We start from the raw sequence: 23,761 nt of genomic DNA, 5'->3' as shown, positions 1-23,761 counted from the left end.
GCCCACCCTATACAGTGGGTGCCATGTCTGAACCTCAACTGACGATAGCCACAGTTAACGTCAACGGCATCCGCGCCGCCTGCAAGAAACGTAACGACGATAACCTGGGGATGAATCACTGGTTGGAAAATACCAGTGCCGACGTCGTCCTCATGCAGGAAGTCCGCGCGACCCCGGAACAAACCGAAAAGGCATTAGCCCCTGCTCTGGAATCTGGCTGGCACCTGGTAGTGGCTGATGCCGAGGCCAAGGGTCGCGCCGGGGTGGGAATTTTATCACGGAGTCCGCTTGCCGACGTCCAGGTGGGCTTTGGCGGCGACAGTGCGTTTAATAATGCCGGTCGTTGGATCGAGGGCACTCTGGGTTCTAGCTTTGGTGATGTCCGCGTCGCCTCGCTGTATTTGCCTTCCGGCGCGCAGGGGACAGCTAAGCAAGACGAAAAATATGCTTTCTTGGATGAATTTGATTCGATTTTGAACCAGCGTGCAGCTGCACACGAGAACATGGTCATCGGTGGGGACTGGAATATTTGCCACCGCAGCCAAGATCTGAAAAACAACAAGCCTAATGAAAAGGTCTCCGGCCATTTGCCGGAAGAACGCGCCTTTTTTGATTCCGTCTTCGGGGCGTTTCCTGATGCTGCCCCGCAAGAGAAGAAGTTTCTTGGTGACTATCAAGGCGTAGTTGATTATTCGGCACACACCCGACGTGAACCGACCACCGACCCGCAGTGGTTTGACCTGGCGCGTCGTCTCAACCCAGATCCGGAACAAGACGGCCCGTATACCTGGTGGACCTACCGCGGTCAGGCTTTTAACAACAACGCGGGATGGCGCATTGATTATCAGGCTGCTACTCGCGCCATGCTGGAACGCGCGCAACGAACCTGGGTAGAAAAGGCCCCGACGGTCGAGCAACGTTGGTCGGATCACTCGCCGTTGTTGGTGGAATTTCACTAAGTTCGGCTTGGAGCTCCAGCTGCGTTCTAGCGCAGCCTCAGCTTCGATTCCAGCTCATGTAAAGGACGTGCATCAATGACCGTGACGACGTTATTGACCGCGACATATGTCGTCGGTATTTCCGCAGAGGCCATGACCGCAGCTTTGTCTGCTGGCCGCCAGCGCCTGGATTTTTTCGCCGTCTCGCTGCTCGCCGCTATCACTGCCTTCGGTGGGGGAACAGTGCGTGACGTGTTACTTGGGCATTACCCGCTGGTGTGGGTGGAAAATCCGGTGTATTTGATTGTCGTACTGGCAGCTGCGGCGATCACTGTTTCGCTGTCGTTTTTCATGCACTATTTCCGTTCGCTCTTTTTGGCGCTTGATGCGGTGGGGTTGGCCGCCTTCACGGTGTTGGGTACCCAGGTGGCGTTGTCGGAAGGCCATGGGCCATTGATCGCTATCGTGGCCGCGATTTGTACCGGTGTCTTCGGCGGAATTTTGCGCGATATCTTAAGCGACCGTGTGCCGCTAGTATTCATGGGCGATTTGTATGCAGCCTGCGCACTGATCGGCTCGGTGACTTATATGGTCTTGGAACAATTAGGTGCCCCACCGGCAGTGGTGATTCCCGCGGGGCTGATCGTGACTTTTGCCGTGCGCATGTGGGCAGTGAAGTACAACAAGTCCATGCCAATTTTCGCGTATAACGACGAAAACCAGCCGGTGGATCCGCGCCTGCGCCTATCGGCGCAGTTTGTGCGCGAAACCGCGCGGAAAGCGAAATCAAAGGTTGCTAGGGGGATCAAACCGGAGGCCTCGAAGAAAACTAAGAACCCTGATAATAAGCAGCCAAAATCGTCGGAAAGCGACTAACCTGCTAGCATAAAAGGAACTTAACTTCTGACGCTGAGCGGAAAGAGAATTCAGTATGATTCGCGTTTTATCCTGGCTGATCATCGGCATCGCCATTTTGGCCGGTTCGATTGTCTGGTACCTGAACGTGCAGTATTCCATGGCAGGGCTGGTTTCAGGTATCACCATGGGTGTAGGCGGCGCGTTCCTCGTTGCTGCTTTCGCCACTGCGCTGGATCTCTATGATCCAACTTCGCGCAAGGTTTAGCTGAATACCCACTAGCTACCGTTAGCTTCGCGCCCTGCTGGTTGCACTCCCGCCAGCAGGGTTTTTGCGTGCCAGAAACCATTCGTTTTTCAGTAAAGGATAAGAAGATGACTGCATCGGTGCCTACAACCGACAAACCACGCGTGCTGTCTGGCATTCAGCCAACCGCAGACTCGTATCATCTGGGTAATTACCTCGGAGCGCTCAAGCAGTGGATTGAGCTGCAAAATGACTTCGACGCGTTTTATTTCATCCCAGATATGCACGCATTGACGGTGGAGCAGGATCCGAAACAGCTGCGCGAGCGTACTTTCGCTGGTGTCGCGCAATTGATCGCTTTGGGGATTGATCCGGAGCGTTCCACATTGTTTATCCAGTCGCATGTGCCGGAACATGCTGAGCTGAATTGGGTGCTGCAGTGCCTGACTGGCTACGGCGAGGCTGCACGCATGACGCAGTTTAAAGATAAGTCCGCTAAGCAGGGCGAGGAGCGCACGTCGGTGGGCTTGTTTACTTATCCGATGCTCATGGCCGCTGACATTTTGCTTTACCGTCCGCAGTGCGTACCGGTTGGTGAAGATCAGCGCCAGCATTTGGAACTCACCCGTAACCTGGCGGAACGTTTCAACACCCGTTTTGGCAGCACCTTTGAGGTTCCCGAGCCGTTCATCCCAGAAGGTTCGGCCAAGATTTATGATTTGCAGGATCCGACGATCAAAATGTCGAAATCCACTCCACATCCGAAGGGGTTGATTAACCTGCTGGATCCGCCGAAGACCTCGGCGAAGCGCCTGAAATCAGCGGTCACTGATGACCGCGGCGTTATTGCTTTTGATCGTGAGCAGCAGCCCGGGGTGTCCAACCTCCTGACCATCCAGTCTGCGCTTACCGGCACTTCTGTTGACGAGCTGATCGCCTCTTACGAGGGCAAAGGGTATGGCCATCTAAAGGTCGATACTGCGGACGCGTTGGAAGAATTCACCACTCCGCTGCGTGCTCGTTACGACGAACTCATGGATGATCGCGCACAGTTGGGCCAAATTCTTGCCGATGGAGCCGAGCGCGCCCGGGAAGTGGCTGCTGGAGTGCTTGCCGACGTTTACGACAAGGTGGGTTTCCTGCCAGCGAAGATACGCTAGTCCAGGATGCGTTAGAGTGAACAAGCAGCTCTCACAGAGAAAATTCAGGGCAGTCTAAGATTGCACTAGCCAACGTAGGTCAGCGCTGGCTAGTGCACGTCTGTGACAACACATATGTGACAACCCGCCTGAATGCACGACCAACACCAACCTAAAGGACACTGAAGTGGCAGCCACCACCACAAAGTCAAACGAGAAAAACCACGATAACTACGGCATCGAGCGAGTTCGAGAAGACGAGCCCGGTTTCGTCGACAAGATGCGCCAAAAATCGGACTTTTTCGACCACGTTATGCGCACCGTCGAACGTTATGGTGCGCAGGGCGGTAATCAGTTTGCCGCCGGTATTACTTATTTTTCGGTGCTGGCGGTCTTCCCGATCGCCATGTTGATCGTCGCTGCGGCTGCACAGGTTCTGGCAGGACGTCCCGAGCTTTTTGCTAGCTTCCAGAATCAGATCACGGCATCTCTGGAAGGGCAGATGGGCGAAATCGCCAACGAGATCCTGGAAGGCGCGGTCGAACGCCGTGGTGCGGTCGCCGGTATTGGTGGTTTGACTGCGCTGTGGACCGGTCTGAACTGGATGCACAATCTGCGTGCCGGTATTTCAGCGATGTGGAATATGGATCCGAACGACGGGGCCAACTTCGTCGTCAAGAAGATTAATGATTTGCTGGGCTTAGTTGGTCTGATTCTCGCCTTTATCATTGCTTTTGGTATCACCGCCGCGGGTTCTTCCGGTATTGTATTTACCATTTTGGAATGGCTTCATGTAGAAGATGTGATGCCAGGGTTGAACTATATTCTGTTCTTCTCTGCGTTGTTCATTGGTATTCTGGCGAACTTCCTGGTCATGTGGTGGCTGGTGGTTATTCTGCCGCGTAAGAAGGTACCGAAGAAAGCCGGCTTCATTGGAGCATTACTTGGCGCACTTGTTTTTGAAGTAATCAAGCAGCTGTTTACCGTGATTCTGTCTTCGGCTACTGGTAGCCCAACTGGTGCAATCTTCGGTCCAATCATCGCTTTGATGATTGTGTTGTATCTGATCTGGCGTGTGGTGCTCTACGTTTCTGCGTTTACCGCCACCACCAAGCAGGCTCGTGCCACGGAAGAGGTTCCGGTTCCTGAACCAGCCGTGATCCGAGTACGCCACGAGGTGAAAAAGCGTCCATCGACCCGCACTCTGCTGGGCGCCGGTGCAGGCTTGGGTGCCGCCGGTGGTTGGGCGCTCCGACGGATCTTTAAGGCAAAATAACGTCTGGATAACGTTTTCCCGAACAATTGCTATCTTGGGAAAATATAGAGTTGTCCGTGGCAAAGAGCTTAACGCCTGCGCAAGATAAATCCAGCTATTGCCGCAATTCCGGCGCCAGCGGCGATGACAGCCAGCACCACAATCAAGATCGTCTTTTCGTGGGGTTCAGCATTCGTACCGGCATTGTCCGCGTCTGCGCTATCTGGCGATGCATCATCGGAATTTTGCGGTGCTGGACTAGCCCCCTGTGTCAGGGTGGGTTCGGTGTCTGCATTGGCGACTGGTTGCAGCATGCCGATATTCGTGCCCGGTGCCACAGAGAATCCCGAGTGCAATAGCTTCTGCGCCTGCTCCCACGCGCGGGCCTTGTCGACGGTGGTATCGAGAATTACCGCCATCAATCGCCGACCATCACGGTTCAGTGCACCGACGAAGGTATGGTTGGCATCGTCGGTGTAGCCAGTTTTACCGCCCATCCCGTCCGGATCATTCATGAACAGGTGGTTGTCGTTCCATACTTCGAATCCCTCGTGCTCGTCGAAGCCTGGGAAGGCAATGAATTCGGTGTTCACGATGCGGTCAAAAGTCGGGTTTTGGTAGGCCGCGCGATAAATCAACCCCAGGTCATAGGCTGAGGCTGAGTTTCCGGCCACGTCCAAACCGGAATAGCTCGCGGCGTAGGTGTCTGTGGTTCCGAGCTCGTCGGCAAGCTTATTGATCTTGCGCAGCGCCGCTTCGTCGCCGCCGAGTTCCTGTGCCAGAGCGTGCGCGGCATCATTACCCGATGCCAGCAACAAACCGTGCAGCAGTTGTTCGATGGTGTATTCGCCACCGGCGCCGATGCCTACTCGGGAGCCGACTTGATCGGCAGATTCCTGCGAGACGGTCACGGTCTTTTCCAGGTCCAGCTCTGCAATGGCGACCAATGCCAGCAATGCTTTGATAATCGAGGCTGGGCGGTAGCGTCCGTGCGGATCTTTTTGTGCGATGATCTCGCCAGAATCGATGTCGGCAACCAACCAGGCCGACGCCAAGACGGATTCGTCGACATGAAATCCGGGAGCGGTACTTACCCCGCAGTTTTGTTTCTCCAGTGGCGGTAATGGGGTAGGAGAGGGCTGACCGGGTGCGACAGCCTCAGAGGTGGTGCGCGCTTGTGGTGGATGGACACGGTTCGGGCACGAGCTGGTATCGGGTGCTTCCTCGCGGCTGAGTGGTTCCGGAGCAGCCGTCTCGTCGGCCTCGCTTGGGGCTGGAGCGGGGCCTTCCAGTGGAGTGGGTTCTTCCTGTTGCGCGTGAAGCAGCGGGGCCGCCTCAGTGTGCGGGGTTGCGGCAGCGTGTGGGGACGCGGAGCCAAAAGCGCCAATGCCAAGCGTGGCTGCTCCTGTGGCCATGCCGACGACCAGAAGATTCGCGCAACAGGTTGAACTGTATCTCACAATGGCACGGCGGCCGGGTTTGCTCTCATTCATAACAGCCGATAATTCTACTCCGCGCGACCGGCAGCGTTGCTTATTCCGTAGGCGGGGTGAACCAATTGTCTTAGCAAACACAGTGTTTAGGCTCAGCGCACAAACACCGGCAATGAATCTCAGACCGCGAAATTCGGACGGTACCATCGTATGCATGATTGAGACTCCTGCGATTAGCCCAGAGCATAAAAACTTTGCTTCTCAGTTGATCACTGAGCTGCCGAAAGTCAGCATCCATGAATACTTGCCCACGCAGACCGACGACGGTTCCCAGGTGGCATCTCGCGAGCAATTGGCCAAACACATCCAGTCGACGGTGCGCCGCTATCGCGAGGATAATGTCGTCTACCTTGAGTTACGTGTTGTGGTGGAGGATTTCTGCACTGATGATTTTGTGCTTGCCGACGCCTTTGCCACGGCGCTAGATGCCGTGGCTGCCGAGGGGATCCAGGCGAGGTTGTTAGTGTGCGCGCGTGCCGATGGTGCTGCCGTTTCCGAATTGACGGAGCTGGCGGTACAAGCGCAGGGGGATCCCAACTTTGCTGGGATGGTGTTTATCCTGCGCGGGGATGCTGCCTGGAATGCTGTGGGTTCGGCCTTGACCGCTGCTTGCACGAAGCTGCGTGAAAATTATCTGCCCTTCGCGATCGACGGTACTGCCGGTATTAATGCGGTTGGCGCCGCTGTACAGCTAGGCGCGTTGCGCTTAGGTCGCCCGCTGGCGCTGGTGGATGACTTTTCTGCTGATATCACCGGTATTGTGCCAGGAAAGATTTCGAGTTGGGTGCGCGATAGGGGCATCACTGCGGAAATGACTCCGCTGTGGGATCTTGCCGACGAATTTTTGGGAGAGGCAGCCGTCGATGAGCTTCCGGATCATCCGTTGCCGCTGCTGCAGCAGCTGGGGTTTCGCTGCACCATTTCCGCTGGGCAATTACATGCTGGTAGCTGCAGCGATGTCATGAATTCGCTTACCGAGACCTTCGGCTATGGGCTCGAAGAGTTTTTTGACCTTACTGCAAAGACAGTCACGGCTAGTTTCTTGAGTGAGCCGGAGCGCCAGCAGCTGCTGGAAACCCAGATTTTGCCGCGCTATGAAAAACTGGCTGACGCAGAATTGCGGCAGCCAGAAGGAACTAATGAATCTGAGGAAGCGGAAGAAGCTGGTGAAACGGGGGCGGTAACTGAGGACGGCTCCGCAAGCCAGAACGCAGACTAGAACTTCGTGAAGCGTTTGACCAGCATGTCTTCCAAGCCGCGCCAACCTTTCGAGTGGTCGGTGTAGGGCTTGGAAGGCACGTAGCCGCTGGTTTGTTGTGAGCCGAGCATATAGCCCAGGTAATCCTGGAAACGTGGGTTGGCCAGCATATACGAGTTGATGGAATCGTCACCAGCCCAGTCTGCTGCATCGGCGAGTAGTTCGTAGCACGCCGACATTTGTGGCACGTCCACTGCTTCAGGCCCTTTTTCCATGTCCTCAGTGAGCCCCTGGAAGCTATAGGAGTTATCGCGGTGCACCGTGACATCCAGTTCACCGGCGTTGGCGGCAGTCACTATGTCTTCCCACGTAGAAACCTTTGCGAGGTCGTGTTCATCATTTTCGATGATCCAGCGCAACAACTGGCGGCTGGTCGCGAAGGAGTTGATGGTGCCAAAACGCCCCAAAAACACCGGTACGCCGTCGACATAGCACCGCAATGTGTACACAGATTTACCGTCGATGGTGATCTTAATTGGGTCGATACCTGCCGCGGCCCAGGCTGAGGAATCATAAGGATCGGCTGCTTCTGCCTCGCGCTTGCGTTCTTCCTCCCGCTTGGCGTGCTCTTGGTCGGCTTGCTCCTTCGAAGAAGCGATGCGCTTTTCGGCATCTTCGATGGTGGTTTTGTCGACGCTGGCGAATTCTTTGGTGACATCAACAATGCGCACGCTATTTGCCAGATTCGATTCGATCTTTTTCCAGTTGGTGAGCACCGCTCGGCCGACGGAAGACCACTCGGAAAGGCCGTGTTCGCCAGAGTAGTGGTCAGCGCCGCGCTGCACGTTATTCAGCACAGAGTGGGTAGAAAAGAAAATCATCGTGTCGTCATCGGCGCAGACATTGCCGAGGGCTTTGGTGATCGACAAAATTTTGGCAGAGGTAGCGACGGCGTCATACGAAGGACGATCGGCCAGGTAGTGGGGCAAGCCGACGATGTCATAATGATCGCGGTCTTCCGGGTGCGCGCGGTATTCCGGAAGTTCTGCGAAATCCTTCCACTTCGGGTGGTCACGCAGGTCGTGCTTCGTGGTGTTTTCTAAGTACACCAGCATTTCTGCCACAGTGGGAAAGACTAAGACGTTTTCATCGTCGCCCAGAAAGGCTTCCCATTGCGAGCCGTTTTCCTTCCAGGTTGGAGCCCACAGGGTGTAAAAGTCACCGCTGTTGAATGAAACAGAAACCGGGATGATCGCGCGATTATTCATGGGCACTAAGTTTAGCGAACCCGATTAAACAGTGTGCTGTAACGGTTCTGTGACGGTGCTGGGATGGCTCTGTGACGCGTGGGGCAGGCGATGGATTCGGCATGGCTTTGGCGTGGTTTTGGCCTGTTGAGTTGCTAAGCCGTCGGCCGATAGAAACCGTGAAAATTCATGTCTAAGTTGTTGGTCCGCAATGGTGAAGTAGATACCGGGCTGCCTGCCTCAATAAGCTCCCCGTTTCCGGCATACATGGCTACGTGCCCGTCCCAAACCGCGAGATCTCCTTCGCGCAATTCATTGACAGAAACCTGCTGGCCGACGGCCTGTTCATGTGCCAAACGGGGAATATCTACTCCGGCTTCGCCCCAGGCCCATTGAGTGAATCCAGAGCAATCGAATCCGACACCAGGTGTGGTTCCGCCCCATTGGTAGGGCGTTCCCAGCTGGCTTCGGGCAGCAGCAACGGCTGCGCGCCCGGCGGCGGCACTGGCATCATCTGTTGCGTTGTCTGTCGGGTTATCAGTTTCTGTGCCAGTTGGAGTGCCAGCTTGAGCGCCAGTTCCTTCGGTGGTTTCTAGTGCTGCTGGTACAAAATTTGCTTCAGGGAAAGCAGCGTTATTGTCCGGGCTGTAAGCAGTCCCATTGCCTCCGGTGCTGGCGTACTGCGCTGGACTAGGAGGTGTTGCAGTGGGTGAAGCATCATCGAGTGCAAACGGTTCTTCGGCGATACCGTGCAGCTGCATAGCCAATGCAGAAAGCTGTTCGTCCAACTCGTTGGCTGCCGTTTCCGCTTCCGCCATGTGGCTGCGTGCTAGGGCGTCAAGCTGCGCGATAGCGCCTGCAGCGGCACCTGGGACTGGTTGCAGTGCTGTCAGTGCTACAGGGGCAGCCTGTTGGAGAAAGGAGTGCCCAATTCCCAATAGATTTTCTGCAGTGGTAGTTATCGCTACTTGTGCCTCGGCGGTGATTTCTGCGATGTGGTGATTATTCCCGTCGATCAGTTTTGCAGCTGCCTCAATATCCGCAGCGCTCGCACCACTGATGGCGGCCAATTCACCAGCAGCGGAGACATCCGGCATGATGGGTGCAGAAAAATCACCTAGCTGCGCGGGAGCGAGCTCACTGATGCGGTTGATAGTTTCCAAGACGTTCATCAGCCCGCCTCCTTATCCATTAGAGGAGTGTTGGTTAGAGAAATTGTCGCTGGTTGAGGTACTTCGGCCAGGCAGGGCGTCGGCAAGCGTATTCGATTCGGCGATCGTGCTGGATTCTGCCAATTGGGCATCACGGACCATGGTGAAACCAGAATCCGCAGCTTGCTGTAAACGCCGTGCTAACCGGCGCGAATGTGTAGCAGTTATAGTCGTGGCGCGTTCTAAAGCGGTGCGGAATTCCTGCTGGCCCTGCTGGCCATCTGCTTTGGCGGCAACGGAAGGCTCGGCCATTGGTGGGGCAGGTTCACGGATGCTACCTGCGGCTTTTTCTAGGTCGTGGGATAGAGCAGTGGCATGGTCATAAGCAAAAGTGAACGTCGTCATGCCCCATTAGACAGCGGTGAATGCACAATGGTTCCCACGAGTTTCCACCGGCAGCCACAAAGCCAGCCCCATGGCATAGCATGGGCACTATGGATATCACCGTGGTAGAACACCCCCTGGCCGCCGCGCGTTTGAGCTTGCTGCGCGATCAACGCAGCGACAATGCAGCTTTTCGCGCAGCATTGAAAGACTTAGGCTCCATGCTGGTGTATGAAGCCGCACGCAACTTAGACATCGACGAGTTTGCCCTGCACACCCCGGTTGCCGAAACCACCGGCACCAGGCTTTCGAACCCGCCGATTATCGTGCCGATCATCCGCGCCGGGCTAGGCATGGTAGATCCAGCATTGGCAATGATCCCGGATGCACAAGTTGGTTTCATCGGGATGGCGCGGGATGAACAAACTCACGAGCCAGTTCCGTATTTGGAAGCTCTACCGGATGATTTGAGCGATCGCACGGTCTTCCTGGTCGACCCGATGTTGGCAACTGGTGGCTCTTTGCTGCATTCACTGCGCCTGTTGGCTGATCGAGGTGCGCGTGACATCACTGCGGTGTGCATCGTCTCTGCTCGCCCGGGTGTGCAGGCCCTCGAGGAGTCCGGTTTGCCGGTGCGTCTGGTCACCGCGGCCATTGACCCGGAGCTTAACGACGACGCCTATATTGTTCCTGGGCTTGGCGATGCTGGTGATCGCCTGTATGGTCCGCGCAATATTGATCTCTAATTCCCCGTGCCCGTGGGCTGTAGGCAAACGCAAAAACACTAGAGCGCTAAAACACTAGAACGCTAGCCCGAATTGGCGGCAACGCCAGCAAACGCGAGCAAATCCTAGCCAGCCCTAGGCCAAGCCTCACCCCGCGTGGCAGCTGCGCGTGTGGTTCCGCTCATACTAGAGTGGGAGCGCATTGCAGTTGTTTTCGGGGGAGGATACGCAATGGTGGAATATCACCGCTGGTATTGGACAAGCTACGGACACGCACTAGCTAATAATCTGCGGTCCTTGCGGGAAATGCGCGGGCTATCGCAGACCCGGTTAGCGCAATTATCGGGGCTTTCGCGCAACCTTATTTCTAACCTGGAACGTAACGAATCTGGAGCTAAAGCTGCTGATCCCGTGTTGTCCACGGTGTACAAGCTGGCACAGATTCTGTATGTTCCGCCAGGCGTGCTGTTGCCCGGGGTAGATGAGGTGATTGCTGGTCCGTGTGCGGCGACCACCCCGCATTTGCAGGGCAGGTGGCCCGTTGCAGAGCATGACACAGCCCCGTTTAGCCCGCTGTATTTGGCGCGGGCAGTCACCGATGAGCTTCCGGAATTCGCCGCACCAGAACCGTTAGGAACAGCGGAAATCACGCCACCCAAGCGGTCCCCGGGAGAACGTCGCAGGAAAAGATAACAGCGTATAATTCGGGCCTGTGTACTGTGCAGAGTAGGGTGCAAGAGTAATTGCGAGATTCGCAATTGGAGATTAGCTGTTAGATAGCTGAAGAAAGGACCGGGTTGATGGATATTGCCTCGTTCGTTGCTGAGTGGATCGAACACCATCACGACGAGGTTCTCGGGTGGCGTCGCCACATTCACCGTAACCCGGAACTATCCCACAAGGAATACGCCACCACGGATTTCTTATGCCAGGTGCTGGAAGAATACGGCCTGCACCCTCACCGATTCCCAGAAACGGGACTTTATGTCGACGTCGGTGAGGACCACGGTAAAGGTCGCATAGCCTTCCGTGCTGATATTGATGCGCTGCCCATTCAAGAGCTCACCGGTGCGGAATTCGCTTCGCAGATTGATGGGGTTTCGCATTCTTGCGGGCATGACATTCACACCACCATTGCGCTGGGCTTGGCGTGTTCTTTGGGACAGTTGATCAGTGCTTATCCCGGTGCTTTGAGCTTTGGCGTGCGGGTAATTTTCCAGCCGGCTGAAGAAGTTATGACTGGTGGCGCAGTTGATGTGATTGAATGGGGTGCACTCGAAGGGGTCTCGGCGCTGTACGCGGTGCATGCAGAACCCAAATTGAAAGTTGGCCAGATCGGAATCCGTACGGGTGCGATTACCTCGGCCTCAGATGTTATTGAAATTGCAGTCTCTGGCTCGGGTGGGCATACTTCCCGCCCTCATCTCACTAGCGACGTCGTCTACGCACTGGGCAAATTGGTGACGGAATTGCCAGCAGTGCTTTCGCGCCGAGTGGATCCGCGCACCGGCACCGTCGTAGTCTTTGGTGCTATTCACGCGGGATTTGCTCCGAACGCGATCCCAGAACAAGGTTCAGTGATGGGCACGTTGCGCACCGCGGATATCAGCGTGTGGCGTTGGCTGCGTCGGGAATTATCAGGAATCGTCGGTGAGATCCTGGCCCCAACCGGGGTGGATTACGCCATTACGCATGACCAAGGTGTACCACCTGTGCTTAACGACGAGGTGGCAACGGCCCTGCTGGCAGAGGCAGTGACCGGCATTGATCCGCAGGCGGCAGTGCAAGCTCCGCAATCGTCGGGAGGGGAAGATTTTTCCTGGTACCTCGAACACGTTCCTGGTTCTATGGCGCGCCTGGGGTGCTGGTCGGGTACCGGCGAAATGCAGGACCTGCATCAGGGAAACTTCCACCCGGATGAGCGCTCGTTGGCCGTCGGCATTCGTTTGTTTGGTGGCATTGTTGCGCGTTATGAGGAACAAGCGCGTTAGAATGGGTTAAATGTGATCTTTGCTGCGTTGTTCTGCACACCAAACCTGGTGTGTGGGCGTGCCGCTGAGGTCAAATCCTGCTAACCCTCTGATGGTTCCCACGACTACATCAGGCCGGAGAAATGCAGGCCGGACAACATCAAACCGCACATAATTTTCGATGAGAGTGTAAGGAGCCCGCGTGTCTCACACCGCAAAGCGAATGGTCATCATAGGCGGAGGGCCAGCCGGGTATGAAGCAGCCTCGGCGGCAACTAAATATGGTGCCAAAGTGACCTTGATTGATGATCTGGCTCCGGGTGGCAACTCGGTGCTGCTGGATTGTGTTCCATCGAAATCGTTTATCGCCGGCGCGAATATTAAAACTGACTTGCGCCGTGCCGACGACATGGGCTTGAACGAGGGGATTGGTGAAACCAACCTTTCGGTGAAAGCGCTGAACGAACGTGTGCAGGTGCTGGCTAATGACCAGTCCGCCGATATCGCCGAAGGCCTGGAAGAGCTGGGCGTGCGCGTAATTAACGGTCGCGCTAGCTTCGAGGAAATGGTTTCCGGCGTCACCCACCTGGTTACTGCTACCCATAAAGAAGATGGCCGCGAAGAACTTATCCCGTGTGACCTGGTGTTGCTGGCCACCGGTGCGAGCCCACGTATTTTGCCGGGTGCGCAGCCAGATGGTGAACGGATTTTGACGTGGCAGCAAATTTATAACTTGGAAGAGCTGCCAGAGCACCTCATTGTGGTTGGTTCCGGTGTTACTGGTGCCGAGTTTGTCTCCGCGTTCTCTGAGCTGGATGTGAAGGTCACCATGGTGGCCTCACGTGATCGTATTTTGCCGCATGACGACGCCGATGCTGCCGATACTCTGGAGGAAGTGCTGGCCGAGCGTGGCGTGGAACTGGAAAAGCACGCGCGTGTTTCCGAGATCAAGCGCACTGACGGTGAAGGTGGGCAAGGCGTTGTGGTGATCACTGACGACGGCCGTGAAATTCATGGCTCGCATGCGCTGCTGTCGATTGGTTCCATCCCGAATACCTCCAATATGGGTCTGGAGCGCCTAGGTGTGGAGATGGAAAAGTCTGGCCACATCAAGGTGGACCGCGTCTCGCGTACCAACGTGCCGAATGTTTATGCCGCTGGCGATTGCTCGAACCTGTTCCCATTAGCATCGGTGGCTGCTATGCAGGGCCGTATCGCGGCCTACCACGCACTAGGCGAAGGTGTCTCGCCATTGCGTTTGAAGACGGTGGCTACCGCGGTGTTCACTCGTCCGGAGATCGCGGCTGTGGGAGTGACAGAAAAAGAAATCGAAGATGGGGAAGTGCTGGCCCGGAAGTTTAAATTGCCGTTGCACACCAACCCACGTGCGAAGATGCGTTCGCTGCGCCATGGTTTTGTGAAGATTTTCTGCCGTGGGCAATCCGACCTGGTTATTGGTGGCGTGGTCGTTGCTCCGCATGCTTCGGAGCTGATTTTGCCGATCGCGGTTGCGGTGGCAAACAACCTCACTGTGACGGATCTGGCGGATTCTTTTGCCGTGTACCCGTCACTGTCTGGTTCGATCACCGAGGCAGCTCGTCGCCTGATTGCCCCAGATACGCTGACTTAAGCTGCGTATTTTCTATCGAGATATCACCCCTCCCGCCGTCACCCACGGCGGGTTTAGTATATTGAGACCTAGATTACCCAACAATCTGTAACGCTCAGCCGGTGAGGCGGTGTGTGACGATGTGGGTGGGTGATTTCTCATGTGTATATCCGAAAGGAAAATGACGTGCCACAGTCAGGCTTGCCAGCCTTCAACAAAATTCTTGTTGCTAACCGCGGCGAAATTGCCGTTCGCGCATTCCGCGCCGCTTTCGAGACCGGCGCGCGTACCGTCGCGGTGTATCCGAAAGAAGACCGCAACTCTTTCCACCGTGCTTTTGCCGATGAGGCAGTGCGGATTGGTGCGGAAGCTCAGCCGGTTAAGGCATATCTGGACGTCGACGAAATCATTCGCGCTGCGAAGAAATCTGGTGCGGACGCGGTTTATCCGGGCTATGGTTTCTTGTCTGAGCGTGCGGATTTGGCACGCAAGTGCGCCGAAAACGGAATCAAATTCATTGGGCCAACAGAAGATACTTTGCACCTGACCGGTGATAAGGCCGCGGCTGTTCATGCTGCAGAAGAAGCTGGCTTGCCGACGCTGAAGGATTCGAAACCGTCGTCGGATGTCGATACGCTGGTGGAGTATTCCGCAGACTTTGAATATCCGCTGTTCGTCAAAGCCGTGGCTGGTGGTGGCGGGCGTGGCATGCGCTTTGTGAAAAACGAGAAAGAGCTGCGCACCAAAATCTCCGAAGCTTCTCGTGAAGCCGAGGCCGCATTCGGAGACGCTAGTGTTTATCTAGAGACCGCGGTGATTAAGCCACAGCACATCGAGGTCCAGATCCTGGCGGATTCGCACGGCAACGTGGTGCACCTGTATGAGCGTGACTGCTCGTTGCAGCGTCGTCACCAAAAAGTTGTTGAAATTGCTCCGGCGCAGTTTTTGGATGCTGAGCTGCGGGAAAAGATTTGTGCCGACGCGGTGCGATTCTGTGAACACATCAATTATGAGGGTGCCGGTACAGTCGAGTTTCTTGTCGACGAAAACGGCAAGCACGTCTTCATTGAAATGAACCCGCGTGTGCAGGTGGAACATACCGTCACCGAGGAAGTTACTTCGGTCGATATCGTGAAATCGCAAATGCACATTGCTGCTGGTGCGACGCTGCACGAATTGGGTCTGACACAGGATTCCATCACACTTTCCGGTGCCGCGTTGCAGTGCCGTATTACCACTGAGGATCCTGCCAACGGCTTCCGCCCGGATACCGGCACGGTGTCGTCGTACCGTTCGCCGGGCGGTGCGGGTGTACGTCTGGATGGCGCTACCTCTGTCGGGGCTGAGATCACCCCGAATTTTGACTCGCTGCTGGTGAAAATGACTTGCCGTGGTGCGGATTTCCAGATCGCTGTAGCCCGTGCCCAGCGCGCACTGAACGAATTCACCGTCACCGGTGTCTCGACGAATATCGGCTTCCTGCGCGCCTTGCTGCGCGAACCAGAATTCGCGAATAAACGCATTAACACTGGCTTCATTGCGGATCACCCACATCTGCTGGAAGCGCCACCAGCTGATGATGAGCCAGGCCGGATCTTGGAATACATCGCAGATATGACCGTGAATAAACCACACGGTGAACGCCCAACTGCGCTGCGTGCTTTCGATAAGCTGCCAAAGAAATTGTCCCCGGAGATCCCGAAGGGCTCCCGTGATCGCTTGCTGGAGCTCGGCCCAGAAGGTTTCGCGAAATCGATCCGCGAGCAAGATGCGCTGGCGGTCACCGATACCACGTTCCGCGATGCACACCAGTCATTGCTGGCTACCCGCGTGCGTACCTCTACGCTGTTCGCTGCGGCCCAGCATGTCGCACGCATGACCCCGGATCTGTACTCCGTGGAAGCCTGGGGCGGTGCTACTTACGACGTCTCTATGCGTTTCTTGCATGAAGATCCTTGGCAGCGCTTGGATCTGCTGCGTAAAGAGATGCCAAACATCAACCTGCAAATGCTGCTGCGTGGGCGCAACACCGTTGGCTACACGCCGTACCCGGATGCCGTCGCTAAGGCCTTCGTGCAGGAAGCTTCCGATTCCGGCATCGATATTTTCCGTATTTTCGATGCGCTGAATGATGTTTCGCAAATGCGCCCAGCTATCGACGCTGTGCTGGAAACCAACAAGTCGGTCGCCGAAGTAGCTCTGGCCTACTCGGGTGATATGGCTTCGCCGAAAGAGAATATTTACACTCTGGATTACTACCTGCGCCTGGCAGAAGAGATTGTGAAATCCGGTGCGCACGTATTGGCAATCAAGGATATGGCGGGCTTGCTGCGTCCGGCAGCCGCCAGCAAGTTAATTACTGAACTTCGCAAGAACTTCGATTTGCCGGTGCACGTGCATACGCACGACACCGCTGGCGGCCAACTTGCAACGTATTTGGCAGCAGCCAACGCAGGTGCGGATGCGGTCGACGGGGCTTCGGCTCCATTGGCCGGCACCACGTCGCAGCCATCACTGTCGGCGATTGTGGCTGCCTTCGAAAATACTGACCGCGATACTGGTCTGGATCTGCAGGCTGTAGGCGATCTGGAACCGTATTGGGAAGCAGTGCGGCAAGTGTATGCACCGTTTGAGTCTGGTATTCCTGGGCCGACGGGCCGCGTGTACAAGCACGAAATCCCGGGCGGCCAGCTATCTAACTTGCGTACCCAGGCCAGCGCGCTGGGCTTGGCCGATCGCTTCGAGTTGATCGAAGACACCTATGCCGCCGTGAACGAGATGCTGGGGCGCCCTACCAAAGTCACGCCATCGTCCAAGGTAGTGGGCGACTTGGCGCTGCACTTGGTGGGAGCAAATGTCTCGCCGGAAGATTTCGCGGCTGATCCGCAGAAATATGACATCCCGGATTCGGTCATTGCGTTCTTGCGCGGTGAGTTGGGTACCCCACCAGCTGGTTGGCCAGAGCTGAAAGATAAAGCACTAGCGGGCCGCTCTGATTCGAAACCGGCTTTGACCGAGGTGCCGGAAGAAGAAGAAAAAGCGCTTGCCGACGACGATAAGTGGGTGCGCCGCGGCGGGCTGGATCGTCTATTGTTCCCGAAGCAGGTGGAAGAATTCGCAGAATTCAAGCGCCGCTACGGCGATACTTCCGCGTTGGATGATCGCGTCTTCTTCTATGGCTTGGTGGAAGGCGAAGAAACCGTGTTGCACTTTGCTCCGGACGAGACAGGCTCCACTCCGCCATCCATGGTGGTACGTCTGGATGCCGTGGGTGATCCGGATGAGAAGGGCATCTGCAATGTCGTGATGAACGTCAATGGCCAGATCCGCCCGATCAAGGTCCGCGACAACTCAGTGGAATCATCCGTCGCGTCTGTGGAAAAGGCCGATAAGTCTAACCCTGGCCACGTTGCAGCGCCATTTGCTGGTGTGGTGAACCCAACCGCACAGGTTGGTGACAAGGTTTCTGCTGGCGACGAAGTTGCCATTATCGAGGCGATGAAGATGGAAGCCCAGATTTCCGCGACCGTGGATGGCACCATCGAACGGGTTGCGATGGGCCAAGCCACTAGCGTGGAAGGTGGAGACCTGATCGTAGTGATCAAGGAAGACTAGTGCGAGACTAGACTAGCTAGTCTCTGTCCAGCTAGTCTGCGTCCACTTCGAAGTACTCGGCGATATCGTCGAGTACTTCGTTTGCTCCATAAATGCCGACGGCGCTCATCCAAATGGTGTCGTCGACATCGTGGATCTCACCTTTCAGTTGGTTCCAGAGCGGATTGCGCTGGAATTCTTCTTGTGTCTTTGCGGCTTCGCCATCGTTGTCGCCATACGCGCTGGTAAAGATGTAGTCTGCATCCGCTTTGGCGATTTCTTCTGCGGAAATTTCGGTGGTGAACCCAGTGCCGGTGGAAGCGTCATTTCGTGCGAAGCCGAGATCGGCAAAGATCACCCCGATATAGCTGTCGTCTTTATAGATCCGAGTCGGCCCATCGACGAATCGCACGGACGTCACGCTCGGGTTTTTCCCGAGCTTTTCGCGTACGCGATCACCGATGCGCGCAGCACGCTCTTCGTATTCGGTGATCAGCTCGTCGGCTTTTTCGGTTTTATCCGCTACTTCACCTACCAGGCGCAAGCTGTCTTTCCAGCCATGGCCTCCAGAATCAGAAAAAACCGTCGGCGCGATGCTGCTCATCCGTTCGTAGAGATCTTCATGCCGGACTTTCGACGACAAGATCGCATCGGGTTTCAGCGCAGCGATTTTCTCTAATGACGGGTCATTAAGTTCACCAACCGAGACCGCGTCGCCTGCGTATTTCTCGCCATCATCGCCGAAATAAGCAGGGATTTCGCTGCCCCCTTGGAGCTCGGTGAAGCCAACGACGTGCAAGCCCAGAGCGATAGCTGGGTCCAATACCGTGCGGTCGAGTGCTGCGACGGTGGTAATTTCTTCGCCCAGCTCCGTCGATCCCATTGCGTGCGAAATTGTCCGTGTAGCAGACGATTCTGTGCTGTCTGCAGTGCCGGTGGTTGTATTCTGGCTGGGGTGCGCAGAATCATCGGCTGGTGCGGTACATGCAGTCAGTAGCCCCAAGCTGCAGGCGACTGCGAGGAATGCGTTTCTGGCCTTCCGGCTGTGGAATGGGCTGCCGAGCGATTGTCTGCTTATCGACGTTGGGTGTGGGGAGAATTGCCTGTGGGGAAGTGGTGAGGAAACCGCTGCTGCTTCGGGCAGTGGGGATGCTGGCACTGTGGCTGTACCTCCTGGTCGCAAAACTGAAGTGCAGACCAGCAACGCCGAACTAGCGTACGGTGTTGCTAGTCCACCCTTATTACGACCAATAGGTTAGCATAGCCAAATTTATAAGTTATTGTGAAGCTGGGTGATGAAGCGGTGGTGATGATGTGGAGACCATGAAATAGCCACGGAGCCGTGGCGGGTTAAATCCCGCTCAACGTGCAGACCGGCCCCGCTAGACTCCCACAACGCCCCGCTAAACGCGTGGAGTCGCGAACCACTTGACCATTGTGGAATCTGTCTTGTATTCGAAGCCGAATTTCTCATAGCGCGAACGCGCACGTGGGTTGTCCTTATCCACGAACAAAGAGATGCCTGGGGCGCCTTGTGCGCGCGCGAGCTCCACACCGGCCTCCAAGAGGCGAGTGCCCAACCCGAGGCCGGCATAGCGGCGCTCAACCGCGATCACGAGCTCCGGAACCTCTGGGTAGCCAACCCAGCCAGAACCAGGATTATTGGACTTCCAGTAGCGCAGGAACAAACCGCCAGCGGGTACCGCGTGGCTTGATACCGCGATGATGCCACCCTGGGTGTACGGATCCCACTGGTTGACGTATTTGTGGTGATCAGCGGCTTCGCTTTCCGGGAGATCGCGGGACTCGTCGCCGAAAACGTCAGCTAAGTAGTGCAGACGGGATAGGTAGGTGCGGTCCTCGTTAGTAGCCGGGCGCAGGGTGATAGTTGTGTCGTTAGTCATAGCTACCTAGGATAACCGAAATCTATATAGCGTGGGCTACACATTTTGGGGAAGATGACTTATTTGATCTCCAACATGACATCGCCTTTGCCGATTTGTCCACCTTCAGCGATTTGCAGGCCAGTCACTGTGCCAGCTTTGTGGGCTTTCACCGGGTTTTCCATTTTCATGGCTTCCAGCACGACGATGACATCGCCTTCTGCGACCTCTTGGTTTTCTTCCACAGCCACCTTGATCACGGTGCCTTGCATTGGAGCAGTGACGGCATCACCGGACACGGCGGCCTTAGAGCTACCGCCGCGACGTTTCTTTGCCTTCTTCTTTGGCGCTTCTCCGCCACCGCCAACAGTCAATGAGCCAGGCAGTGCAACTTCGATGCGACGCCCGTCGATTTCGACAACGTATTTCTGCGGTGGCAAGTCGGCTTCGGCTTCTGGTTCCACGTGTTCCCCAGAAAAAGCAGCGAGCTCGTTGTTCCATTCTTCTTCGATCCACTTGGTGTATACCGTAAAACCTTCGGCATCGGCGGATGCGAAAGCCGGATCGTCGATGATTGTGCGGTGGAAAGGGATGACCGTGGGCATGCCGTCGACCAGGAACTCATCCAGTGCACGGCGAGAACGCGCTAGGGCTTCTTCGCGGTTTTCCGCGTGCACGATCAGCTTGGCCAGCATGGAGTCGAACTGGCCGCCGATTACGGTGCCCTGGCGTACGCCGGAATCCACGCGGATACCGGGGCCGGCCGGCTCGGAATAAGTCGCCACGGTGCCTGGTGTGGGCATGAAATTTGCGCCTGGATCCTCGCCGTTGATGCGGAATTCAAAGGCATGGCCGACTGGGGTGGGGTCTTCGCTAAAGCGCAGTTTTTGCCCTTCGGCGATGCGGAACTGCTCGCGCACCAAATCGATGCCGGTGGTTACCTCCGTAACCGGGTGTTCTACCTGCAGTCGGGTATTGACCTCCAAGAAGGAAATCAGGCCGTCGGAACCCACCAAGAACTCGACGGTTCCGGCACCGTAATAACCGGCCTCACGGCAGATGCGTTTGGACGATTCGTGGATTTCTGCGCGCTGCGCGTCCGTCAAGAACGGGGCTGGGGCTTCTTCCACCAATTTTTGGAAACGACGCTGTAGTGAACAGTCACGCGTGCCGGCGACGATGACGTTGCCGTGCTGGTCGGCCAGCACCTGGGCTTCCACGTGGCGGGCACGGTCGAGGTAACGTTCGACGAAGCATTCTCCGCGGCCGAAGGCGGCAGTCGCTTCACGGGTGGCGGATTCAAAAAGTTCGGCAACTTCTTCGCGCTCGTAGGCGACTTTCATGCCACGGCCACCACCACCAAATGCGGCTTTAATGGCGATGGGCAGGCCGTGTGCGTCCGCGAAAGCTTCCACTTCTGCGGCGTCAGCGACTGGATCTTTGGTGCCCGGTGCCATCGGGGCTTCAGCTTTTTCTGCGATATGGCGCGCGGTGACTTTATCGCCTAGGTTCGCGATGGCTTCTGGTGAGGGGCCAATCCAGATAAAGCCGGCGTCGATGACTGCTTGTGCGAAATCGGCATTTTCGGATAGGAAGCCGTAGCCAGGGTGGATGGCGTTGGCGCCGGATTTCTTCGCGGCGTCGAGTACTTTGTGGAAGTCCAAATATGACTCTGCAGACGTGGAGCCACCCAAGGCGAAAGCTTCGTCGGCAAGCCCAACGAAAGGCGCGTTGGTGTCGGGTTCCGCATAGACGGCCACGGAGCCGATGCCGGCGTCCTTGGCGGCGCGGATGATGCGTACCGCGATCTCTCCGCGGTTGGCGATCAATACCTTGGTGATCTTTGTCTGTTCAGCCACGTTGGCCCTCCATAGCGCTTAAAGTAAAAAATCGTTGCACAATTCGTGAATCCGTCTCAGTCTATTCTTACACACCAAAACATGAGAAAACCATCAGGTTTTGGTTTGTGTTCCAAAATCATGCCGAAAATCGTGCAAAAACCAAAATCGCGGCATCGGCTAATTATTTTTCGGCGTCGCTTTATTCTTCGGCGTCACTGCCCGTTTCAATAGGCATGCCGACCATGTTGCCCCATTCGGACCAACCGCCGTCATAAATTCGAGTTTCTGTGTGCCCCAACAAGAACCGGCCAATGAACCACACTAGTGCGGCGCGTGCGCCTACCTGCGAATAAATTACGCTTGACTGTGCTGGCCAGACTTTCTCGAGCTCCTTACGGGAACGGAACATGCCACTCGGAGTTATCAGCGATTTCCACGGTAAATGCTTAGCGCCAGGAACGTGACCTTGTCGACGCGCCGTCACCGCACCAGGGCCTGATCCCAGCTCAAAGCGCGCTGCTGCCTGCTCGCTAGGCAACCCGGAAAATTCCGCGGCAGAGCGCACATCGATTGCCGTTATGGAATCGTCGTCGGCAAGCTCATCCACAAATGCTCGGGCGTCGGAATCATCGCGTTCGCACACCGGATAATGCGATGGGCTCAGCACCAACGCCGGGCTAAGGGAAGTGTCCCGTTCTTCCTGCATCCAGCCTTCACGGCCACCATCTAAAATGCGCGTGTCCGGGTGCCCAAACAACTCGAAAACCCACAGCGCGAAGCACGCCCACCGGTTGCTCCGATCACCATAGAAAACCACGGTGTCATCCCGGCCAATGCCCAGGCGGGATAACAGCGCGGAAAAACCCTCACCGTCGATAATGTCCAAGGTCGTGGGGTCAATCAGCTCGTCGGGGTTGATGCGCAGGGCGGACGGCAAGTGCCCGATGTTATAAAGCACGGAGTCTTCATTACACTCAACGACGTGCAAACCTTTTACGCCCAAGCGTGCGGATAGCCACGAGGCGGAAACTAACCGTCCAGGTTCCGCATATTCCCGAAACGAGGGATGGTTATCGAATGCAATAGCCACGGGTTAGCCTTTCAGACGGCGGGAAAGTACACCATTAAATCTTATCGAAAACTTCCTATGCAAGGAGCAGCCATGAGCACGGACGCCCAGAAACCTGACACCACGCGCGCAGCAGACGCAATCCACCGGGCCGTCGTAGTCTTTGAAGTGGAAGGCGGAAACGACAAAACCATCCACGGCAACCGCGTCGATACCCAGCCCATTCTTGATGCTTTGCGGGCGCAAGGCTGGCACGCGGAAGTGGTTGTGTACCGCCCGGAGTGGTCCGATAAATTATTCGACTACGTGTCCGGCTCCTTCGATGCCTATATCTCGCGAGTAAACCCGGGCAATATCCCTGGTGGCGAGGAAGGGTATTTTGCCTTGTTAGAAAGGCTTGCCGACGCTGGCCTGGCCGCATTCTCCCGCCCAGCAGAAATGCTGGCGTATGGCGCGAAAGACGCATTGGTCAAGCTGAATGACACTCCACTGGTTCCCGCAGACACCGCAGCATATTACGACGTAGACAGCTTCCGGCAGGCTTTCCCAATCTCCCTAGCTAGCGGTGAGCGTGTGCTCAAGCAAAACCGCGGCTCTACCGGGGAGGGTATTTGGCGCGTACAGCTTGCCGATGAGTCTGCGCGGCCTGGGTCTGGGCAACCGGTGGCGGGCGATGCCCAGGTCACCTGTACCGAGGCCGTGGACAACCATACTGAAACCCACACGCTGGCGGAATTCATGACGCAGTGTGAGGCCTATCTGGAGGGCGACAACGGCATGCTCGTAGACATGCGCTTTTTGCCGCGCATTGTGGAAGGCGAGATCCGTGTCTTGGTTGTCGGTGATACTCCGGTTTCGGTGATTCACAAGAAGCCTGCTGCGGGCGGCAACAACTTCTCGGCGACGCTATTTTCTGGTGCGCACGCTTTCTGCTCCATCGTCGCCGTCGGCCAGAATAAAATCAGCGGTCCACAGCAATGGCATCGTGCCACCCAATTCACCGCCCAAACGCTCAGCAAGCACCGGGCGGAAACGATCAAACACGGCCAACAAATCCGGCCATGCCTCCGGGGCATCATGGGTGTAGTGCGCACCAGAAAATAGCGTCGCCGAGAAGTTGTTGCCGCCCGCAGCAGGCTTCTTGTGAATCACCGAAACCGGAG

The 23,761-nt window shown here is 56.2% G+C and carries 20 protein-coding genes and 1 pseudogene; 12 read left to right on the top strand and 9 right to left on the bottom strand.

Going from position 1 to position 23,761, the window contains the following annotated elements:
• The first annotated feature begins 23 nt into the window (after positions 1 to 23).
• The 5 genes from A5774_RS09450 (at position 24) to A5774_RS09430 (ending at position 4,455) form a co-directional block, all read left to right on the top strand.
• Positions 24 to 959 carry an exodeoxyribonuclease III gene (locus A5774_RS09450; protein ID WP_064834655.1) on the top strand — a complete coding sequence of 312 codons (936 nt, stop codon included), beginning with the start codon at positions 24 to 26 and terminating at the stop codon, positions 957 to 959.
• Between the two features lie 75 nt (positions 960 to 1,034).
• Positions 1,035 to 1,814 carry a trimeric intracellular cation channel family protein gene (locus A5774_RS09445; RefSeq protein ID WP_021351860.1) on the top strand — a complete coding sequence of 260 codons (780 nt, stop codon included), beginning with the start codon at positions 1,035 to 1,037 and terminating at the stop codon, positions 1,812 to 1,814.
• Positions 1,815 to 1,869: 55 nt separating this feature from the next.
• Positions 1,870 to 2,061, top strand: coding sequence for a hypothetical protein (locus tag A5774_RS09440; RefSeq protein WP_021351859.1), 192 nt, complete (start codon positions 1,870 to 1,872; stop codon positions 2,059 to 2,061).
• Between the two features lie 107 nt (positions 2,062 to 2,168).
• Complete coding sequence (gene trpS, locus A5774_RS09435) at positions 2,169 to 3,200, top strand: tryptophan--tRNA ligase (protein ID WP_027017575.1); 1,032 nt, start codon at positions 2,169 to 2,171, stop codon at positions 3,198 to 3,200.
• Positions 3,201 to 3,366: 166 nt separating this feature from the next.
• Positions 3,367 to 4,455, top strand: coding sequence for a YhjD/YihY/BrkB family envelope integrity protein (locus A5774_RS09430; RefSeq protein ID WP_064834575.1), 1,089 nt, complete (start codon positions 3,367 to 3,369; stop codon positions 4,453 to 4,455).
• 68 nt (positions 4,456 to 4,523) lie between these two features.
• On the opposite strand, the gene A5774_RS09425 is transcribed toward A5774_RS09430, so the two are convergent.
• A complete protein-coding gene (locus A5774_RS09425) occupies positions 4,524 to 5,927 on the bottom strand; it encodes a D-alanyl-D-alanine carboxypeptidase family protein (protein WP_064834573.1) in 1,404 nt (467 codons plus the stop codon).
• 154 nt (positions 5,928 to 6,081) lie between these two features.
• Here A5774_RS09425 and A5774_RS09420 point away from each other — a divergent pair, with 154 nt between their 5' ends.
• Complete coding sequence (locus A5774_RS09420; RefSeq protein WP_051619207.1) at positions 6,082 to 7,146, top strand: hypothetical protein; 1,065 nt, start codon at positions 6,082 to 6,084, stop codon at positions 7,144 to 7,146.
• Here A5774_RS09420 and A5774_RS09415 read toward each other — a convergent pair.
• From A5774_RS09415 to A5774_RS09405, 3 genes are all read right to left on the bottom strand, one after another.
• Entirely contained in the window at positions 7,143 to 8,393 is a 1,251-nt protein-coding gene (locus A5774_RS09415; protein ID WP_027017578.1) for a hypothetical protein, read from the bottom strand. The genes A5774_RS09420 and A5774_RS09415 overlap by 4 nt on opposite strands.
• A 134-nt stretch (positions 8,394 to 8,527) precedes the next feature.
• Positions 8,528 to 9,544, bottom strand: coding sequence for a C40 family peptidase (locus A5774_RS09410; protein WP_021351853.1), 1,017 nt, complete (start codon positions 9,542 to 9,544; stop codon positions 8,528 to 8,530).
• A gap of 12 nt (positions 9,545 to 9,556) precedes the next feature.
• Complete coding sequence (locus A5774_RS09405) at positions 9,557 to 9,928, bottom strand: hypothetical protein (RefSeq protein WP_021351852.1); 372 nt, start codon at positions 9,926 to 9,928, stop codon at positions 9,557 to 9,559.
• Positions 9,929 to 10,017: 89 nt separating this feature from the next.
• On the opposite strand from A5774_RS09405, the gene upp reads away from it, so the two are divergent.
• From upp to A5774_RS09380, 5 genes are all read left to right on the top strand, one after another.
• Positions 10,018 to 10,653 (top strand): uracil phosphoribosyltransferase, encoded by a 636-nt coding sequence (upp, locus tag A5774_RS09400; protein ID WP_027017579.1) that lies wholly within the window; start codon positions 10,018 to 10,020, stop codon positions 10,651 to 10,653.
• Positions 10,654 to 10,863: 210 nt separating this feature from the next.
• Positions 10,864 to 11,325 carry a helix-turn-helix domain-containing protein gene (locus A5774_RS09395; RefSeq protein ID WP_064834571.1) on the top strand — a complete coding sequence of 154 codons (462 nt, stop codon included), beginning with the start codon at positions 10,864 to 10,866 and terminating at the stop codon, positions 11,323 to 11,325.
• A gap of 107 nt (positions 11,326 to 11,432) precedes the next feature.
• Positions 11,433 to 12,623, top strand: a complete 1,191-nt coding sequence (locus tag A5774_RS09390; protein WP_023019062.1) for an amidohydrolase — start codon at positions 11,433 to 11,435, stop codon at positions 12,621 to 12,623.
• Between the two features lie 202 nt (positions 12,624 to 12,825).
• Positions 12,826 to 14,232, top strand: a complete 1,407-nt coding sequence (locus tag A5774_RS09385) for an NAD(P)H-quinone dehydrogenase (RefSeq protein WP_021351848.1) — start codon at positions 12,826 to 12,828, stop codon at positions 14,230 to 14,232.
• A 165-nt stretch (positions 14,233 to 14,397) separates the two neighbouring features.
• Positions 14,398 to 17,826, top strand: a complete 3,429-nt coding sequence (locus A5774_RS09380; protein WP_027017580.1) for a pyruvate carboxylase — start codon at positions 14,398 to 14,400, stop codon at positions 17,824 to 17,826.
• Between the two features lie 31 nt (positions 17,827 to 17,857).
• Here the strand turns inward: A5774_RS09380 and A5774_RS09375 are convergent, their stop codons facing one another.
• From A5774_RS09375 to A5774_RS09360, 4 genes are all read right to left on the bottom strand, one after another.
• Positions 17,858 to 18,964, bottom strand: a complete 1,107-nt coding sequence (locus A5774_RS09375) for an ABC transporter substrate-binding protein (protein WP_156519605.1) — start codon at positions 18,962 to 18,964, stop codon at positions 17,858 to 17,860.
• 244 nt (positions 18,965 to 19,208) lie between these two features.
• The gene (locus A5774_RS09370; protein WP_021351845.1) at positions 19,209 to 19,709 is read right to left on the bottom strand and encodes a GNAT family N-acetyltransferase; all 501 of its coding nucleotides are present in this window, start codon (positions 19,707 to 19,709) and stop codon (positions 19,209 to 19,211) included.
• 59 nt (positions 19,710 to 19,768) lie between these two features.
• Positions 19,769 to 21,547: an acetyl/propionyl/methylcrotonyl-CoA carboxylase subunit alpha gene (locus A5774_RS09365; RefSeq protein ID WP_064834567.1), complete on the bottom strand. Its 1,779-nt coding sequence runs from the start codon at positions 21,545 to 21,547 to the stop codon at positions 19,769 to 19,771.
• A 181-nt stretch (positions 21,548 to 21,728) separates the two neighbouring features.
• Complete coding sequence (locus tag A5774_RS09360; protein ID WP_064834565.1) at positions 21,729 to 22,619, bottom strand: sulfurtransferase; 891 nt, start codon at positions 22,617 to 22,619, stop codon at positions 21,729 to 21,731.
• 120 nt (positions 22,620 to 22,739) lie between these two features.
• Here A5774_RS09360 and A5774_RS09355 point away from each other — a divergent pair.
• Positions 22,740 to 23,519: pseudogene (locus A5774_RS09355) on the top strand (Cj0069 family protein); the annotation flags it as partial.
• Here the strand turns inward: A5774_RS09355 and A5774_RS12040 are convergent.
• Complete coding sequence (locus tag A5774_RS12040; protein ID WP_369815552.1) at positions 23,505 to 23,750, bottom strand: hypothetical protein; 246 nt, start codon at positions 23,748 to 23,750, stop codon at positions 23,505 to 23,507. The pseudogene A5774_RS09355 and the gene A5774_RS12040 overlap by 15 nt on opposite strands.
• Between the last annotated feature and the right edge of the window lie 11 nt (positions 23,751 to 23,761).

Source organism: Corynebacterium sp. EPI-003-04-2554_SCH2473622, from assembly GCF_001665955.1.
Classification (GTDB): Bacteria; Actinomycetota; Actinomycetes; order Mycobacteriales; family Mycobacteriaceae; genus Corynebacterium; species Corynebacterium pseudodiphtheriticum.
The sequence above is the reverse complement of the archived record's forward strand: the minus strand, read 5'-3'. Positions and strand labels throughout refer to the sequence as shown.